The following is a 17159-nucleotide window of genomic DNA, read 5'->3' as shown; positions in this document are numbered from 1 at the left end:
ACGCAGATAAGAAAGGGAGAGGAATCATGAGTTATACTAAAGAAGATATTCTCCGCATCGCAAAAGAAGAAAACGTTCGATTCGTTCGATTGCAATTTACCGATTTGCTTGGATCGATCAAAAACGTTGAGATTCCAGTAAGTCAGTTGACGAAAGCTCTGGATAACAAAATGATGTTTGACGGCTCTTCCATTGAAGGTTATGTTCGTATCGAAGAATCCGACATGTACCTCTATCCGGATCTTGACTCTTGGCTTATTTTCCCATGGGTATCCGATAATCGCGTTGCCCGTCTGATCTGTGACGTATATCTTCCAGATGGCAACCCATTCCCAGGTGATCCACGCGGCATCTTGAAGCGAAACCTGAGAGAAGCCGAAGAAATGGGATTCACTTCCTTCAACGTTGGTCCTGAACCAGAATTTTTCTTGTTCAAGACAGATGAAAAAGGAAACCCAACGAATGAATTGAATGACCAAGGTGGATATTTCGACCTTGCACCAACAGATCTTGGTGAAAACTGTCGTCGCGACATCGTAATTACACTTGAAGAGATGGGTTTTGAGATTGAAGCTTCTCACCATGAAGTAGCTCCAGGTCAGCACGAGATCGACTTCAAATATGCAGATGCATTGAAAGCGGCAGACCAGATCCAAACGTTCAAGCTTGTTGTTAAAACAATTGCACGTCAGCATGGATTGCATGCTACGTTTATGCCAAAACCTTTGTTCGGTATGAACGGTTCCGGTATGCACTGCAACCAATCCTTGTTCCGAGGCAGTGAGAACGCATTTGTTGACGAGTCAGACGAGCTGGGCCTGAGCAAAACTGCACGTCACTTCATGGCTGGAACGCTGAAGCATGCACGTGCGTTTGCAGCAATCACTAACCCGACTGTGAACTCATACAAACGTCTTGTACCAGGTTACGAAGCACCATGTTACGTAGCATGGTCTGCAAGTAACCGCAGCCCAATGATCCGTATTCCAGCTTCACGCGGTCTGAGCACACGTGTTGAGGTTCGTAACCCGGATCCGGCGGCTAACCCTTACCTGGCTCTGGCTGTTTTGTTGAAAGCAGGTCTGGACGGAATCAAACGTGAGCTTTCCTTACCAGCTCCGATTGACCGCAACATTTACATCATGTCAGAAGAAGAGCGTGTGGAAGAAGGCATTCCAAGCTTGCCAGCTGACCTGAAAGAAGCATTGAACGAACTGATCCGCAGCGAAGTCATCTGTGACGCTCTCGGCGACCATGCCCTGGCTCACTTCTACGAGCTGAAAGAAATTGAGTGGGATATGTACCGCACACAAGTCCACCAATGGGAACGCGATCAATATATCACGTTGTACTAATCGGAGAAACCTTGTAACTACGGGGTTTTGAAGGAATGAGCCGGGGGACGTTTTGAGGGAAGTACACTTCTATTGAGGTTGCGTCCCCCAAACGTCCCCCGGTTTTTGATTTTCTGATCCAAAAATACGGGAAGTGTACTCTTCATATTTATCAATGTTCCGCTTTTCTAGCTTTTTAGAAATATGAGCATACACATCGGATGTAATTTGCACACTGCCATGCCCAAGCTGCTCTTGTACAAATTTTATATCAGCTCCAGCTTCAAGCATGATCACGGCATAGGTATGTCTCAAGGAATGAATTGTTAATTCCTCACTTAAACCAGCCTTTCTCAAAATCCTCTTTGAAGCATTGAAGAGACTGGATTTAGGCATCGGACTACCATCATTCCTGCACAAGACCAGATTTAAATCGTGTCTGTACATGGATTCCCCTAAATTAATCTTATTTTGATTTTGCCATGAAGCATGATATCTTAAATCATTTATGAGGCCGTTACTTACACTAATGGTGCGGGTAGAATTTCCGGTTTTTGTATCTCCGAAAAGTTCGTCCCCGTCTTCAGCTTGAAAATCGAGTGTTTCATCCACGCGGATCGTCTTATCTTTGAAATTGATATCCGACCATTTGAGAGCGGCAGCTTCTCCTTTTCGTAATCCTGTTTCAATGAGCACTTTGAAGAAAATCCAATAAATGTACGCATCACCTCGAGCCGTACGAAGAAATTTGGGAATGTCCTCTGAATCAATGCATTGAATTGTCTTCTTCTTGTGCTCTCCTTTAATATTGAACCTTTGCAAGGATTGCGTAATATTTTCCCTTGAATCAATGCATGCTCCATGACTGAGTATACAGTAGAGTTGATGATCTCGACGGTACGTTTGCTGAGTCCCTTTTTAAATAGAGAGTCTAAAAAAACCTGATACATATCTGGTTTTAGATCTTTTAGCATCAGACGCTTAAAATAAGGTTTGATATGGGTGTTAAGGTTGTTTTCATGGTCAAGACCCCATTTAATAGACATTGAAAAAAGACCCTAAGCTATAAACTGTTTCCGGAACTCTGCCGGAGGAAGTTTATTTAGTTTTCGTTGTGGTCGATGTTTTTTGTGAAAATCGATATACGCTTCAATTCGCCTTTGTGCCTCGTCCAATTTCCGATATCATAAGGATAGAGCCCTTCCGTTTTGAGATGCGAGAAGAAGCTCTCCATCGAGGCATTGTCATAACAATTCCCTCGGCGAGACATGCTGATTTGGACGCCAACCTTTGGCAGCATGTCGTGGTAGGCATAAGACGTGTACTGGAATCCCTGATCTCTGTGAACGATCAGTCCCGTCACGTCTTTTGTCTTGTTAAAAGCATTCTCAAAGGTCAGCTAAACCTGCAGATTCTCATTTCTCAGATGGAAGATGGCTCGTTAACCAGGACGTCTGCGTTTGTCAATAATGAGGTGTACTCCCTAACCGGAGAGATGATTGATTCCCCTGCGGTGAAAAATCCTTCTTCAGACGATTTTTCTGTGATGAAGAATATTTCATATGGGACCGATTAATCGGATGAAAGCACGAAAATAGATGTATTCGTCCCTAAAAATCTGGGTATGTGGCAGTCAAAAAAGGTTCAGTAAATTTTTTGTTTTTTTTTGGACAACTGTCTTATGGAAGCCATGATAAACACCAAAAACCAAGGAGCTAAGCTGATTGCTTAGGATTTTATGAAAGCCCGTTCAGGTTCAATTTTGCAGTTGGGAGAGGAGACACTCTTGCTTTTTCTACATACGTAACGCCGGTATACTTTTTCAATTCGAGCTTTAAACTTGGCGAGTCGCTGTTTGGATTTCTGACCAGCCAGTGGTATATCCATACTTCTTTTGGAGGCTTGTTTCCATCTTTGATCGGGCATAGCAATCTGCCGTTCTTCACTTCCCGGCCTGCTGGGAATTTGGATGATTTGGGTATCCGGAATTTAACAGCTGCGCAAGATCCCGCTTTTATAGCAGGTGAAGAAGGGGAACTGCTGCAGCGTCCTTTCTGATCGCTACTCATAAAGGGTGTTTTACGGATCTCAATCGGTGTCACGGTAATAAGTTGGCGAAAAAGGTGGCCGGATTTCCTATTGATATTGTAATGCAATATAGTAACCGGGCCATTATACGTTTGCGAATTCAAACTTTTAGGAGAAACGAGAACGCCGTCATGCACTGCAGCCGGTGCACCCCTCGTAGTGAAATAAAGAATGCCGACGCAATCTCCAGCTTTGATTATACTCAAATATATCACTCCTTGACCTGATCCTGTATTCTATGAGTTCGATCAAGAAAAGTCTTGTGCGATTGCCAGCGAAATGGGCTAATGCCGTTTCACTACTGTCATCCGCCCCATAAAATTAGGTAAATCGACAGGGAAGGGTGACCAAATGAAATCCAAAAAACAGACGGCTCAAGTCAAAAGAACCGCGACAAGTCAGAAAACACTGTTCCAGACATCCAAAGCTCAATTATTCGCAAAGGTAAAGAAGTTGAAAGGCAATGAATACACTTTTATCGGTATGGGAGACGGCTGGGCTGGGAAGGGCCAGTCCAGCAATGCAATATTTACTTCGGCCTTATCCACCATCTCCAAATTGAAGAGAAAGCCTCTATTTATTCTGCATAACGGAGATGCCGTATTCACAGGAACTGACCAAGAATTCAAGACAGGCGGGACCTATTCAGGTGTACCAATAAAAAGCTTGCTGCAGATTCAGGATCCGAACAGAGGCGTACCTGATATCCCCTTTTTTTATCGTTCCCGGAAACCATGAACATACGGGGATCAACGGACCACTTACCAATTTTAGAAAATATATCGGACCAACGCATTTCGGAATCCATCTCCCCAAAATTAAAACTACGATCATTGGCCTGGATAACTCACAAGAGCTTAACTCCAATGCGAGTGGTCAGTCAGTCTACGGTTTTGCACCAGGGGAACTGGCTTTTCTGAGAGAGAAGCTAAAAAAGGCACAGAAGAATACAGTTGTGACCATGCACGTTCCCCCTAGGATCGGGAAATGGGCTAATCCCCGTTATTTTCAAGATCCCACATCGACGTTCGGAAACACCCGAGGACAACTGACCCGGTTCCTATCCAGCGTTCGCGGCAAGGTCTCTCAGGTTCTTGTTGGCCATGTGCATGCATTAGATCAACTTTCCTATCAAGGTACAAGGTATCAGCTGTCTGGGGGAGCCGGGGCGCCACTTGTCAAAAAGGGATTTCTCAAGGGCGCACCAACCCCAATCTTCCATTTTATCGAGTTTACCGTTAGAAATGGTGTTATTGTTAAACGTCGCGTCATTCCAGTAGGCGAGACTGCATTAGTCGCATAAGTCGATTTTATTTCTTTCATCTACTTAGGAATCTATCTACACTTCTGAGAGTCTTAGTGAATAGATTATTAACGTGTCCTATAGATTCCACAGAAATGAGGGGTTTCGATGAAGGGAACTAAACCAGGTAGAGTCGAAAATCAGGTATACTCCAGCCGGGTCTTGCGGTCAGAGTTTGACCGAAACTGGCGGACAGTAATTTCTAAGAGTGGCTATGTCATCTATATAGCTACTGCCAATCAAGCTAAAGTTGAAGTGCTGCTCAGTGGAAATATTACGAAACGTCTGGTGTTTAATAAGGGCGGGCGTGTTATCGTCGGAGGCGGCGGAACCAGTCATTACAGCAAGCCTCACCGTGCGATTACGTTGTAATTGAACTGAACAGAGAGAAGGCGCCGATGCTATGTCGGCGCCTTCTTAGCGTTTTAAGGCCTTAATCAATCGGGGGAGCTTCTATTTTATTAATTTGTTAAGCACGGGCGCAATTCATTTTTACTGTGGCGTCTTATACATCTCAATCAGTTGCGATACAGGTCAGAAGGAACACTCCCGATATTTTTGAAAAGTAGTAGTAGGGAGGATTTGATTATTTTGGTGCGGACGAACGATTCTCAAGTTCCACTTAATATTGCTCCAATAATTAGGGACTATAAAATCTAAAAGATGAATTGGACCTTCCTTGTTGTGTAAATAAGTCATTTTTTATGATCATATTTAAATATCCAACAGTGCTAGTGAATCCAATATATGTTTACACCTAAACGAAAATCACGTCCTTGCACTAGACAATCAAAAGCATGTTATATTCAATACTACGGATTGCACGTTCAGGCGCCGCAGCCGGCAGAAAGCAGGAATTTGGGATGAGGTGCTGTAGTATGTCGCCAAGGAAAACGATGAGAGAAGAGTCATTATTGATGTGCCACAATCGGGCTCTTTCATTAGCATGGGTCTGGCGCAAAAGGGGGACAAAGAAAGAGATCATATGTTCCTGTGTTGGGTTGAGTACTAAAATAAATGCCGTGTTGATGCGTTAGGCAATCCGCTTCGTTTTGAATTAACGGGCGGTGAAGCTCATGACTCTGTTCAGGGCTATGAATTTCTTCAAGCTATGAAACTGATGATGAAGCCAGTATTGGGCGATCGAGGGTATGATACCTAGCCAATTCGAGCGCTTTTGACGAACAAGAAGCTAATTCATTGATTCTAAGAGGAACTAGCTTCTTGATGCGAGCATGTTTAAGACTACATTTTATAAACCTATGCAATTAGAAGGTAAGATGATGGGTCAGGATTACACATTAAATCAATATAATATGTACATAGGATTTTGCCCAAAATTAAAGAAGCATTTTTAACTTTTATTATATTCGATACTATAGGACAGAATTATAGAGAGAAGCGGGAGAAGAGAAGATCAAGGAAACTCATAGAGATTTATTGTTCGATAGGTATTATCTTAAGTATGATGAGGGATTTGAAAACAGCAAACGGCAATGATCCTTTTTTGAAGATAAGTAAATTAAATATTGATTTGCATTATATAATTAAGTTTTCCAAGAGAAATAAAAAGGATCTTGCCTTAAAGGAAGTAAAAGAGCTTACATTAATGTTTTTGCGTAGAATCGAATCAGATTCAATCTTTGTAGGAGATGTTATCATATTTCTAGAAAGAGTAGAAACCCTGTTAAAGAGTTCAGTGGATTAAAAGTGATGAGTAGCCTTAGTTAGAGAAGGAAAGCTAGCATAAAAGTATAAAAAGCGTAACTGATGGTATCAGTTATGCTTTTTATGTTTTACACAAAATTATACTTAGTTCATATGGATTAGTTGTAATTTTAGAACACATGTGCTTATTTATCCCTACTGCATCAGGGACATCGTCTAATCCACCATATCAATTGAAGCTTATTTCTGGATTCCTCTCCAAAATACTTTCCAAGTTTCTTCTAATTTGTTTTCATACTCATCTTGTGAAAAGTTTAACATCTGAAAGATCATTCCATCTATAACACACATAAATGAAGCGATAACTGTATTAACAGGTATAAATCTCTCTGGTTCACTGTCTATAGCTTTTTCGATAATTTTTTTTATTTCCTCTTCAGTCTGTTTGTAGAGTTGAACAAATGTGCCCCTAAATGGATCTGGAGGGAAAAGAAAATATCTATTGATAAAGTGTCCAAGATCATTCTCGTAGACATATTCATTCAATGATCTCATTAGCGTGTATAACTTTTTTTCTACCGAGAAACTCGAAATTTCATCTGATTGATCACGTACAAAATTCAAATAATCATTAGTAACATAGTCACATACAATTCCAAACAATTCTTCTTTACTGGAACAATAGGCGTAAAGTGAAGGAGCTTTAATGTCCACTTCAATGGCAATTTCCCTCATAGAGGTTTGTTCATAACCCTTTGTTGCGAATAAATGAAGAGCACTTGTTATTATTTTATTTCTCGTTACTTCACCTTTATTCAAAAAATTCTCCACCTTAGACTAGTTTTAAGCCCACAATACTTACTATTATACCACCAACCATGATTAGCTTGCTCATGTTTCTAGGCTCTTTGAAAACGAACATTCCTAAGAGTACACTTCCTGAAGCACCAATACCAGTCCATATGCCGTAACCGATACTAAGAGGCACTTCTTTTAACGACACGGATAGAAAGATGAAACTGGATAGCATAAAAATAATAAAGAGGATGGTTGGCTTCAGTTTTGAGAAGCCCTCTGTGAATTTTAAGCTTATTACTCCGCCCACTTCCATCAAGCCTGCAATCACCAAAAAAAACCAACTCATATTAATTAACTTCCTCTCTTTCAGGCTTATTAGATATAAATTTTAAACCCATAATGCAAGTGATCAATGTAATGACAAAGAAAATTTTGAGTACACTCACTTCATCTCCAAGGAACAGCATTCCAACTGCTGCGGTTCCAAATGCTCCGAACCCTGTGAAAACTGCATAAGCTGTGGATACGGGCAAAACACTTAAGGCTTTGGAGAAGCAAAAAAAACTAAGTGCCATCAGTATTAAGGTTGGTATAACCACGCCTATTTTAGTGAATCCATCCGAATATGACAGACCTAACGCCCAACCGACCTCTAAAAGTCCTCCAATAATAAGATAAAGCCAAGCCATATTAACTCTCCTTCTGTTTATAAAATTTTTAAAATCTAACTAACGTTAGTTAGATTTTTTTTTAATCCTAATACAGATTTAAGTTATATGCAATATGTAAATGACGTATTATTCTGAACAAGGTAGTGACGTATAAAACGTAGGTAAAATGAAAAAACTAATATAAAAAAAATAATATAAAAAAAATAATATAAAAAACACTCTTGCTAAAACAAAAGGTCACGATTACAATGGAAGTGTAAGTTAAGGATAGTGATTGTTTAATTACAAGCTAGACCTGCTTGCACATCAAAATTAATTTACGCCATAGTTGCGTTTATTTTTGATGTGCAGACAGGTCTTTTTTATTTGGAAAATAGGGGGAAATGAGATGAATATCCTCAAAATCTTGAACAATAATGTGGCAGTTACTCACGACAAAATGGGTCAAGAAATTATTGTAATGGGCAAAGGGATCGCTTACCAGAAGAAGGTTGGCGATAGTCTGGATCAGCAAAGTATAGATAAAATCTATTCACTTTCTAATAAAGATGCCTTCGTGAAATTCCAGGAACTTCTGTCCGAAATTCCTATCGATTATTTTGAAGTGGCGGACCAAATTATAAACTATGCGAAGTTAACGTTAGGTAAAAAACTCAATGAGAGTATATATATATCGCTCAGTGACCATATTTTCTCGACGATAAGTCGATATAAAGAAGGAATATCGCTTAGAAATGCTTTGCTTTGGGATATTAAACGATTTTATGCAGACGAATTCCAGATTGGTTTGAAGGCGCTTCAATTTATTAAGGAATCTTTCGATATTCAATTTCCTGAAGATGAGGCAGGTTTTCTTGCATTGCATATTGTCAACGCTGAGACTCCCCAAGAAACTCAAGACATTTACAGAGTGACCAAAATCATTCAAGAGATCAGTGATATAGTTAGATATTTTTTTCAAATGGAGTTTGATGAACAATCCGTAGCATTTTTTAGATTTGTCACTCATTTGAAGTTTTTTGCTCAGCGATTAATCAGTGGAAACTTGCATGAGAGTGAGAGTGATACAGATCTATTAGATGTGATCAAAGAGAAACACCCGAATTCTTACCAGTGTGTAGGAAAAATCGAAACTTATATTAAGAATAACTACCAGTATAACTTAACAAACGAAGAGAAATTGTATCTAACGGTTCACATCCAACGTGTTGTGCACAAAACAAATTCATAGCAGTTTTCATTAAAGGAGGTGAGGTTTCTTGCAACGCAGGATGGTGACATTAAGTTGGCCAAACCCTTCACTAAGCTGTTTCAGCTAAATTTGGAGGAAAATAAAATGAGAAAATATCAACAGTTGGCCGAGGAAATTGTAAAGACAGTGGGTGGTTCCGAAAATGTTCTTGATCTCACTCATTGCATGACCCGGTTGAGATTTCAACTAAGGGACGGTTCATTGCCCAACGATGAAGTATTGAAGCAAATGGATGGCATCGTATCCGTCATGCGTTCTGGTGGGCAGTATCAGGTTGTAATCGGCAATCATGTTTCCGAGGTGTATTCGGAAGTTACCCAACTAACTAAAGTGGGCGAAAAACCAACTGCCCCAATAACAGATAAGGAGATCAAAAAGAAGAAACCCTTTGATGCCTTTATTGATGTCGTGTCAAACTTATTTCAGCCGATTTTGGGAATTCTGTGTGCTGCAGGTATGTTAAAAGGTTTTAATATTTTGTTTAACGCGATGGGGCTTTATACAGCTGATAGCGGAGCATACATGATCATCAATGCTATGGGAGATGCATTGTTTATGTTTCTTCCTGTGTTTTTAGGATACACCTCTGCTAATAAATTTAAAGTACAGCCTTTTACTGGGATTCTCATTGGACTGGCCATGTGTTACCCTGCTATTCAGTTGAATACCTTGGCAGCAACAAAAGAGCCACTGTATACATTATTTAGCGGTACAATTATAAGCTCTCCTGTCTATTTGGATGTGTTTGGTATTCCGTTGATTGGTATGAACTATACATCAACTGTACTTCCAGTCATCATCGTCGTATATTTTGCATCAAAAGTGCAGCGTGTGTTGGACAAGATTATTCCAAGTGTAATCAAATTCTTTATTGTACCGATGCTCACGGTCTTTATTTCTTTAACCTTAGGTTTTTTACTGATAGGTCCTTTGGCAAACTACGGATCAGAGCTTATAGCGCAGGGGATATTTGCTGTTCGAGATGCGAGCCCATTAGTAGCCGGATTTCTACTTGCATCCCTATGGCAGATTCTTATGGTATTTGGCCTGCATTGGGGAATTATCCCCGTCTATATTAACAACATCACAAGCCTGGGTTTCGACAACGTATTAACTATGGCTTTTGCCACCACGTTTTCTCAAATGGCTATTACTCTTGCCATCATCCTTAAAACAAAGGATAAAAATTTAAAGGCACTCGGCATACCGGCAGCTGTATCCGCTCTATTCGGTATAACAGAGCCTATTGTTTATGGTATTACCTTACCGCGAAAAAAATTGTTTATCATGAGCTGTATTGTTTCAGGTATTGCTGGCGGTTTTTACGGCTTCTATAACTTCAGAGAGTTTACATTTGGAGGACTGGGCATATTTGAATTTATGACCATGTTTGATCCCGAGAACCCAGGAATCACGAACCTCATGATTGGTATTATTGGTGTTGTTTTTGCTATGGTAGCTTCGTTTGTACTAACACTTTTCTTGTTCAAAGATGATAAATCCAAGCCAAGCTCTGACAAAACGATAAACGTATCATCTACACCAGAATCCAAACCAGAGTTGAAATCTGAGAAAAAGCATACGATGCATAGTCCGATGAACGGAGAAGTCATTCCTATTAAAGAGGTTCAAGACGAGGCGTTTTCGCAAGAACTTTTGGGCAGAGGAATCGCGATTAAGCCTGTGACCGGGGAACTATTTGCACCTTTTGATGGGAAGGTTGTTACATTGTTTCCTACAAAACATGCTTTTGGATTAGTGTCAGATGAAGGAATGGAAGTCCTTATTCATATCGGATTTAATACGGTTCGTCTGAAAGGTAAATATTTCGAGACCTTCGTACAAGAAGGAGACGTTGTTAAACAAGGACAGAAATTGGCTGAATTTAATATTGCCGAAATTGAGAGAGAAGGATATTCGGTTGAAACGCCAATGATCGTTACAAACACAGATAGTTATCTTGAGATTATTGAGACTAAAGGAAAACAAGTAAATGCAGGGGATGTTTTGCTTACAGGTTTGATTTAACAATTTTATCTTAACAGGGGATGAGAGAAATGGGATTCAAAGATGGATTTTTGTGGGGGGGAGCAACCTCGGCTAACCAATCTGAAGGAGCTTACAATGTGGACGGAAGAGGCATAGCAAATGTTGATTTATGTCCAACAGGTGATATCCGTGACAGTGTTCTTATGGGTAAAACGAAGATGTTTGATTTTGACGAGAACTATTTTTACCCTGGCAAAGCAGCAATCGACATGTATCACTATTACAAAGAAGACATCGCATTGTTTGCAGAAATGGGATTTAACGTATATCGGTTGTCAATTGCTTGGAGCCGTATATTCCCGAATGGGGATGAGCTGGAGCCAAATGAAGCTGGACTCCAGTTTTACGAAGACGTATTTAAAGAGTGTCAAAAGTATAATATTAATCCTCTGGTGACCATTTCCCATTTTGACGTTCCCATGCACCTTGTTAAGGAATATGGTTCTTGGCGTAACCGAAAAATGATTGATTTCTATGAAAGATTATGTAGGGTGATCTTTAAACGTTATAAGGGCTTAGTAAAATACTGGATTACGTTTAATGAAATTAATATGGTTTTGGAAGCTCCATTTTTATCATCCGGATTGTTCATAGAAGAACACGAAGATGCGGAATTAGTGAAATTTACAGCCAGTCATCATGAGTTGGTGGCCAGCGCGTTAGCTACAAAAATTGCCCATGAAGTAGACTCTGAAAATATGGTGGGATGTATGCTAGCTAGCATTGCCCCATATCCCAGAACATGTGATCCAAAAGATGTATGGAAAGCAAAACAGGTTGAAAACCAGAGCTATTTTTTCATTGATGTTCAGGTTAGGGGTGAATACCCGGCATACACCCTTAAAGAACTGGAACGAAAAAATATTGTTCTACCATTCAAAGAAGGTGATCGAGAGTTATTGAAACAACACACCGTTGATTTCATAGGGTTCTCGTATTATTCCTCCAGCGTAGTCAGTGCTGATCCGACACTCACGGATACAATAGGAGGAAACCTATTTCCAAGTTTGCGGAACCCGTATTTACAATCTAGTGATTGGGGTTGGCAAATTGATCCGTTAGGATTACGAATTACAATGAATAATATCTATGACCGTTATCAGAAACCTTTATTCATTGTTGAAAACGGCTTAGGGGCTGTAGATGTTCCTGATGAGAGTGGTTATGTAGAAGACGATTACAGAATTTCATATCTAAGTGAGCATATTCGTGCAATGCGAGATGCTGTAGATTACGATGGCGTAGACTTGCTTGGCTACACCGTTTGGGGACCAATTGATATTGTAAGTGCAAGTACAGGTGAAATGAAAAAAAGATACGGATTCATCTATGTAGATCGAGATAATCAAGGTCAAGGAACACTGAAGCGTTCGAAGAAAAAATCTTTTGAATGGTACAAAAAAGTGATTAAGTCAAATGGTCAAGATTTAAGTGTGTAACACTAATTTAATGATGAGAGGATAGATGAATATGGCGTCACCATTTCCGAAGGACTTCCTGTGGGGCGGTGCAGTAGCAGCTAACCAGCTTGAGGGAGCCTATAATGTCGATGGCAAAGGTTTGTCAGTACAGGATGTAACGCCAAATGGGGTTACAACACCAAGAACAGAAGGTCCCACCGAGGATAATCTGAAATTGATTGGTATCGACTTTTATAACCGATATAAAGAGGATGTTAAACTTTTTGCTGAAATGGGCTTTAAAGTGTTCCGCACATCCATTGCCTGGTCTCGTATTTTTCCGAAAGGAGACGAACTGGAGCCAAACGAGAAAGGTCTGCAATTTTATGATGATCTGTTTGATGAATGCCGTAAATACGGTATTGAACCGCTCGTAACGATTTCACACTACGAGACGCCGTTGCATCTGTCCAAAACGTATGATGGATGGGTGAATCGTAAAATGATTGAGTTCTACGAACGTTATGTTACGGTGCTATTTCATCGTTATAAAGGTAAAGTCAAGTACTGGCTAACGTTTAATGAGATCAACTCTATTGTGGAAGAACCATTCATGAGTGGTGGTATATATACACCAAAAGAAGAACTTTCCGACCAAGACTTATATCAAGCTGTCCATCATGAACTTGTTGCAAGTGCCCTTGCGGTTAAACTGGGCCATGAGATTATGCCAGATGCGAAGATTGGCTGCATGGTGCTGAGCATGCCAACATATCCGCTCACGCCAAATCCAGACGATGTTGTCGCAGCGATGCAAGCAGAGCAGCAAAATGATCTTTTTGCGGATATTCATGCACGTGGCTATTATCCGAAATACATGAATCGTTATTTCAAAGCCAAAAACATTAATATTAAGTTTGAGGATGGGGATGAGGAAATTCTCAAACATACCGTAGATTTTATCTCATTCAGTTATTATTCAAGTATTTGTAAGAGCGGCGATCCAGAGAAGGGTAAGGAGACTCAAGGGAATCTGTTTGCAGGTATCGAGAACCCATACTTGAAAGCAAGTGAATGGGGTTGGCAGATTGACCCTCAAGGCTTGCGCTTAACTCTCAACAAATATTGGGATCGTTATCAAAAACCATTGTTTATTGTTGAGAATGGTCTAGGTGCGATCGATCAGCTGATTACGGATGAAGACGGTAATAAGACTGTCAAAGATGATTACCGTATTCAATACATGAATGACCACTTGGTACAGGTTGGAGAAGCTCTCGAGGATGGTGTAGAAGTAATGGGATATACATCTTGGGGCTGTATTGATCTCGTAAGTGCGTCTACAGCAGAGATGAAGAAACGTTATGGCTTCATCTATGTAGATCGTAACGATGATGGCTCCGGAACACTGGAGAGGTATAAGAAAAAGTCCTTCCATTGGTACAAAGAAGTGATTAGAACCAATGGTGCAAATCTTATAGGAGTTACCGAGAAATTATAATTCATAGGCAAAACCTTAGGCAGGTAGCATTGTAACCTGTCTTGGTTTTGCTTTTTCCTAGTTGTATGGGCATATATTGTTTTCTAGTCGGTTTCCTACTTGAAGAATGAACACTGAATTCAGCCCTTTTATATAAACAAGCAGCTGCATGGTATTCATATCAAAAGAATTAGATTACAATGAAAGATACACCACAACTCTAAATGGACTTTTGATAATAACTTCGCATTATATTACTATAATAATTGTTAATAAACATAAGGAGTATTACGATGAGCGAACAGAAGAAAAAAATCATAACAGCAGCCAGGAATTTATTTCACACCAAAGGGTTTTCTGAAACTTCAATGAACCAAATTATTGAAGCTTCGGAATCTAGTAAGGGTAATTTATATCATCACTTTAAAAATAAAGAAAATCTCTTTGTTTTCATCCTTGAAGAGGATGCTAATCAATGGCTAGAAGATTGGAAACAGGAAGTTGAAAATACACAGGCTGATTCTGATCATATTTTATATGTTCTTGCAGATTATATAGCCAAGTCTAGGGGGAACCTTTATTATCATAAAACAACCGCAGAGTTCTACAGTAGTGCTTTTAAATCAGATGAGATCACGGAAAAAATCAAGGAAATAGACAAGTTATATCTTGATTTTTTTGTTAATATTATTAAAGAATGTCAGGCGGCAAAACAAATTAATCCAGTTGAAGATCCAAAATTGTTAGGATATTTTCTTATGTCCTTGTTATTTATAAGTAATGACTATAAACATTATAGTGATGATATTGAAGTAAAAGAGAATAATTATAACAAAAAAGCCATAGATATTTTCTTGAAGGGCGTAAATTAACAAAATTCTTTCAAAATTAAAAATAAAATTGATGTTTAATTTTTTTTGTATTATGATTAGACCGAACGGTCTGTCTGTAAAATAAAGGAGGCGAAATAATGAATCACAATCATGTCATTATTATCGGAAGTGGTGTAGCTGGGATAGCCACAGCTTTATTCTTGAGAAAGGCAGGAATTGCAAGCACCATTTATGAAGGTAGAACAGCTGAATTAGAAAAGGGAGCTGGTTTTTTACTTACTTCAAACGGTGTAAATGTCTTAGCTGAGATCGGATGTAAAGACAAAGTTATTTCAAATTCAACGATTATTAAAAGTATTTATCAAATAAATAGTGAAAATGAAGTTGAATCAATAACAAATAACTACAATGAAAAGCACTATAAATCCCCAATGATCAATGTCATGAGATCCAACATTGTTAAAGTCCTCTTGGAGGAAGCTCAGCGTCAAGGAATCGAAATCAAGTATGATAAAAAGTTGATTTCAGTAAATCAAAGTTCAAAATCAGTTGAAGCATTTTTTGAAGATGGAACCTCTGTCAAAGGTGATATTGTTGTCGGGGCAGATGGAACTTTTTCTAAAACGAGAGAAGCCGTAGCATCTGACGCTAAATTGGATTATAGCGGTATGTGGGGACTGCAGGGGGTATCGTATGTTGATGATTTCGAATGGGATGAATCAAGTGGTTATTTGTACTACGACGAGAATCTGTCCTTTGTCTTTGGCAAAGCGCACCCTACAAACAAGATGAATATCTTATGGCAAGCATTCTCAATAGCTCCTGAGAAACTACCAACAAAAGATTTTGAAAAAGCCTCCACACAAACGATCAGAGAGTTATTAAATAAAATGATGAAAGATTGGAAAGTCACGAACAATCTGTTTAAAATTGTTGAAAACACAGAGCAGATTTTCGCAAGAAGTATTCACGAAGTGAAGAATTTAACTACGTGGTCAAAAGGGCGCGTTGTTCTGGTTGGGGATGCTGTGCATACAGCTAATCCTTTTGTAGGTCAAGGAGCTTCATACAGCCTTGAAGATGCCATGGTTTTAGCAAAAAATTTAAGAGACCATGATTACCGGGATGCGTTTTACTATTATGAAAAGGACCGAAGAAAAAGGACAGAAGAATTAAATGCTTTGTTCCTGAACAAACACATGGAGTTCAATATGGATAAAAAGATTAATGAATACAAAATTACATGGGAATAAGTACGTTCTAATATATAAAATCAAGCACCTACAGACTGTAACATGCACTAATTTACTCAACATGTTAGCCATCTAATCAATCTGGTAGGTTACAAAAGCACCTATTATACTACCAAATCAATAAAAGTCGCTATGATATAGCGGCTTTTATTTTGATAAAAATGAACGAATACTCAAAGATAAAGGGGTTTTGTAATATATGTTACGGAAATATTTAACCATCGGAGAGTTTTCGAAGTTAACGGATCTTCCTAGTCGAACACTCCATTTTTACGATCAGAATGGTGTGTTAAAACCGGTGAAAGTCGATCCGAAAACGAACTACCGATACTATAGTGTAAGTCAAATATTAGACGCTAATTTAATCAAGGCATTTAAATTTTTAGGCGTACCTCTTAATCAAATAGAAGAAGTTCAAACCTATACACCGGAGGAACTACTTCGATTTCTAAGCAAACAAGAAGATGTACTTGAGGATAAAATCAGACAAATTAACGAAGTTCAAAAGAACTTGCAAATAATGAAGCAAAATTTCACACAACAATATACAGAGTCTGCAAGTAAAGAAGTATACATCAAAACATTTGAGAAGCAAAATTTACTGAAAATAACCATTAGAGAATCTTCTGAAATAGGCGTATGGAGTCAAGTGCTGAATAATATTGTTCAATCCCATGAGCAATTCAATAAGCAAACTATATTTGGAGGCATTTTTCCATTTGAATCCTATCAGTCCTATGAAGAAATTAAATATGATAGCATTTTTATACCTGTTATAACTGAGATTGAGGATAAGTATTTACCAAGTAATATAGAGCGGATTACATTAGAAGCCGGTGAATATGCGGTAATTGCATTCGCAATTCATTCAGATGAGTTTATGGAGATGTACAATAAATTGAGAAACTATGTAGAAAAACATAAATTAAACGCTGCTTCTCATATCTATGAGTATTTTTATCCGTTAAATTTCAAAATGAATAATGCATCATGTTTTGATATTGAATTAAAAGTAAAAATTTTAAAATAA

At 38.9% G+C, this 17159-nt stretch carries 16 protein-coding genes and 1 pseudogene; 11 read left to right on the top strand and 6 right to left on the bottom strand.

The genetic code is table 11. The annotated features are described in order from the left end of the window. The first annotated feature begins 26 nt into the window (after nucleotides 1-26). The gene (gene glnA, locus MKY97_RS16830; protein ID WP_342551484.1) at nucleotides 27-1355 is read left to right on the top strand and encodes a type I glutamate--ammonia ligase; all 1329 of its coding nucleotides are present in this window, start codon (nucleotides 27-29) and stop codon (nucleotides 1353-1355) included. Between the two features lie 69 nt (nucleotides 1356-1424). On the opposite strand, the gene MKY97_RS16825 is transcribed toward glnA, so the two are convergent. From MKY97_RS16825 to MKY97_RS16815, 3 genes and pseudogenes are all read right to left on the bottom strand, one after another. Then, nucleotides 1425-2156, bottom strand: a complete 732-nt coding sequence (locus MKY97_RS16825) for a site-specific integrase (RefSeq protein WP_342551483.1) — start codon at nucleotides 2154-2156, stop codon at nucleotides 1425-1427. A 379-nt stretch (nucleotides 2157-2535) separates the two neighbouring features. Then, nucleotides 2536-2691, bottom strand: a pseudogene (locus MKY97_RS16820) (IS3 family transposase); the annotation flags it as partial. Nucleotides 2692-3070: 379 nt separating this feature from the next. Further along, on the bottom strand, nucleotides 3071-3628 hold the full coding sequence (locus MKY97_RS16815) for a hypothetical protein (protein WP_342551482.1): 558 nt from the start codon (nucleotides 3626-3628) through the stop codon (nucleotides 3071-3073). A gap of 145 nt (nucleotides 3629-3773) precedes the next feature. On the opposite strand from MKY97_RS16815, the gene MKY97_RS16810 reads away from it, so the two are divergent. The 3 genes from MKY97_RS16810 to MKY97_RS16800 all read left to right on the top strand — a co-directional run bounded on the left by MKY97_RS16810 (nucleotide 3774) and on the right by MKY97_RS16800 (nucleotide 5097). Further along, entirely contained in the window at nucleotides 3774-4160 is a 387-nt protein-coding gene (locus MKY97_RS16810) for a hypothetical protein (protein WP_342551481.1), read from the top strand. Next, complete coding sequence (locus MKY97_RS16805; protein WP_342556368.1) at nucleotides 4105-4725, top strand: metallophosphoesterase; 621 nt, start codon at nucleotides 4105-4107, stop codon at nucleotides 4723-4725. The genes MKY97_RS16810 and MKY97_RS16805 overlap by 56 nt, the downstream gene beginning before the upstream one ends. A gap of 108 nt (nucleotides 4726-4833) precedes the next feature. Beyond that, nucleotides 4834-5097 (top strand): hypothetical protein, encoded by a 264-nt coding sequence (locus MKY97_RS16800; protein ID WP_342551480.1) that lies wholly within the window; start codon nucleotides 4834-4836, stop codon nucleotides 5095-5097. Between the two features lie 1536 nt (nucleotides 5098-6633). On the opposite strand, the gene MKY97_RS16795 is transcribed toward MKY97_RS16800, so the two are convergent. Genes MKY97_RS16795 through MKY97_RS16785 form a run of 3 tightly spaced genes read right to left on the bottom strand, consistent with a single transcriptional unit; the run spans nucleotide 6634 to nucleotide 7880 of the window. Continuing rightward, nucleotides 6634-7212, bottom strand: coding sequence for a TetR/AcrR family transcriptional regulator (locus MKY97_RS16795; protein WP_342551479.1), 579 nt, complete (start codon nucleotides 7210-7212; stop codon nucleotides 6634-6636). A 13-nt stretch (nucleotides 7213-7225) separates the two neighbouring features. Continuing rightward, nucleotides 7226-7537, bottom strand: a complete 312-nt coding sequence (locus MKY97_RS16790) for a multidrug efflux SMR transporter (protein ID WP_123067281.1) — start codon at nucleotides 7535-7537, stop codon at nucleotides 7226-7228. A 1-nt stretch (nucleotide 7538) separates the two neighbouring features. Beyond that, entirely contained in the window at nucleotides 7539-7880 is a 342-nt protein-coding gene (locus tag MKY97_RS16785; protein ID WP_248064771.1) for a multidrug efflux SMR transporter, read from the bottom strand. 370 nt (nucleotides 7881-8250) lie between these two features. Here MKY97_RS16785 and MKY97_RS16780 point away from each other — a divergent pair, with 370 nt between their 5' ends. From MKY97_RS16780 to MKY97_RS16750, 7 genes are all read left to right on the top strand, one after another. Beyond that, nucleotides 8251-9093 carry a PRD domain-containing protein gene (locus tag MKY97_RS16780; protein WP_123067279.1) on the top strand — a complete coding sequence of 281 codons (843 nt, stop codon included), beginning with the start codon at nucleotides 8251-8253 and terminating at the stop codon, nucleotides 9091-9093. A 105-nt stretch (nucleotides 9094-9198) separates the two neighbouring features. Next, the gene (locus MKY97_RS16775) at nucleotides 9199-11142 is read left to right on the top strand and encodes a beta-glucoside-specific PTS transporter subunit IIABC (protein WP_342551478.1); all 1944 of its coding nucleotides are present in this window, start codon (nucleotides 9199-9201) and stop codon (nucleotides 11140-11142) included. Nucleotides 11143-11171: 29 nt separating this feature from the next. After that, the gene (locus MKY97_RS16770) at nucleotides 11172-12602 is read left to right on the top strand and encodes a 6-phospho-beta-glucosidase (RefSeq protein ID WP_342551477.1); all 1431 of its coding nucleotides are present in this window, start codon (nucleotides 11172-11174) and stop codon (nucleotides 12600-12602) included. Nucleotides 12603-12633: 31 nt separating this feature from the next. Continuing rightward, nucleotides 12634-14064, top strand: a complete 1431-nt coding sequence (locus MKY97_RS16765; protein WP_342551476.1) for a glycoside hydrolase family 1 protein — start codon at nucleotides 12634-12636, stop codon at nucleotides 14062-14064. A 272-nt stretch (nucleotides 14065-14336) separates the two neighbouring features. Continuing rightward, nucleotides 14337-14915: a TetR/AcrR family transcriptional regulator gene (locus tag MKY97_RS16760; protein WP_342551475.1), complete on the top strand. Its 579-nt coding sequence runs from the start codon at nucleotides 14337-14339 to the stop codon at nucleotides 14913-14915. 98 nt (nucleotides 14916-15013) lie between these two features. Further along, the gene (locus MKY97_RS16755) at nucleotides 15014-16129 is read left to right on the top strand and encodes an FAD-dependent monooxygenase (RefSeq protein WP_342551474.1); all 1116 of its coding nucleotides are present in this window, start codon (nucleotides 15014-15016) and stop codon (nucleotides 16127-16129) included. 199 nt (nucleotides 16130-16328) lie between these two features. After that, nucleotides 16329-17159 carry a MerR family transcriptional regulator gene (locus MKY97_RS16750; RefSeq protein WP_342551473.1) on the top strand — a complete coding sequence of 277 codons (831 nt, stop codon included), beginning with the start codon at nucleotides 16329-16331 and terminating at the stop codon, nucleotides 17157-17159.

The organism is Paenibacillus sp. FSL R7-0652 (assembly GCF_038595045.1).
GTDB lineage: Bacteria > Bacillota > Bacilli > Paenibacillales > Paenibacillaceae > Paenibacillus.
Note: the sequence above shows the minus strand (reverse complement) of the source record. Positions and strands in the feature narration are given on the sequence as shown.

What these genes read in the sequence shown, in the direction of transcription:
- MKY97_RS16800 (WP_342551480.1), top strand. Translation starts at nt 4,834, where the DNA reads ATGAAGGGAACTAAACCAGGTAGAGTCGAAAATCAGGTATACTCCAGC.
- MKY97_RS16770 (WP_342551477.1), top strand. Translation starts at nt 11,172, where the DNA reads ATGGGATTCAAAGATGGATTTTTGTGGGGGGGAGCAACCTCGGCTAAC.
- MKY97_RS16755 (WP_342551474.1), top strand. Translation starts at nt 15,014, where the DNA reads ATGAATCACAATCATGTCATTATTATCGGAAGTGGTGTAGCTGGGATA.
- MKY97_RS16750 (WP_342551473.1), top strand. Translation starts at nt 16,329, where the DNA reads ATGTTACGGAAATATTTAACCATCGGAGAGTTTTCGAAGTTAACGGAT.
- MKY97_RS16775 (WP_342551478.1), top strand. Translation starts at nt 9,199, where the DNA reads ATGAGAAAATATCAACAGTTGGCCGAGGAAATTGTAAAGACAGTGGGT.
- MKY97_RS16810 (WP_342551481.1), top strand. Translation starts at nt 3,774, where the DNA reads ATGAAATCCAAAAAACAGACGGCTCAAGTCAAAAGAACCGCGACAAGT.
- MKY97_RS16765 (WP_342551476.1), top strand. Translation starts at nt 12,634, where the DNA reads ATGGCGTCACCATTTCCGAAGGACTTCCTGTGGGGCGGTGCAGTAGCA.
- MKY97_RS16790 (WP_123067281.1), bottom strand. Translation starts at nt 7,537, where the DNA reads ATGAGTTGGTTTTTTTTGGTGATTGCAGGCTTGATGGAAGTGGGCGGA.
- MKY97_RS16780 (WP_123067279.1), top strand. Translation starts at nt 8,251, where the DNA reads ATGAATATCCTCAAAATCTTGAACAATAATGTGGCAGTTACTCACGAC.
- glnA (WP_342551484.1), top strand. Translation starts at nt 27, where the DNA reads ATGAGTTATACTAAAGAAGATATTCTCCGCATCGCAAAAGAAGAAAAC.
- MKY97_RS16760 (WP_342551475.1), top strand. Translation starts at nt 14,337, where the DNA reads ATGAGCGAACAGAAGAAAAAAATCATAACAGCAGCCAGGAATTTATTT.
- MKY97_RS16785 (WP_248064771.1), bottom strand. Translation starts at nt 7,880, where the DNA reads ATGGCTTGGCTTTATCTTATTATTGGAGGACTTTTAGAGGTCGGTTGG.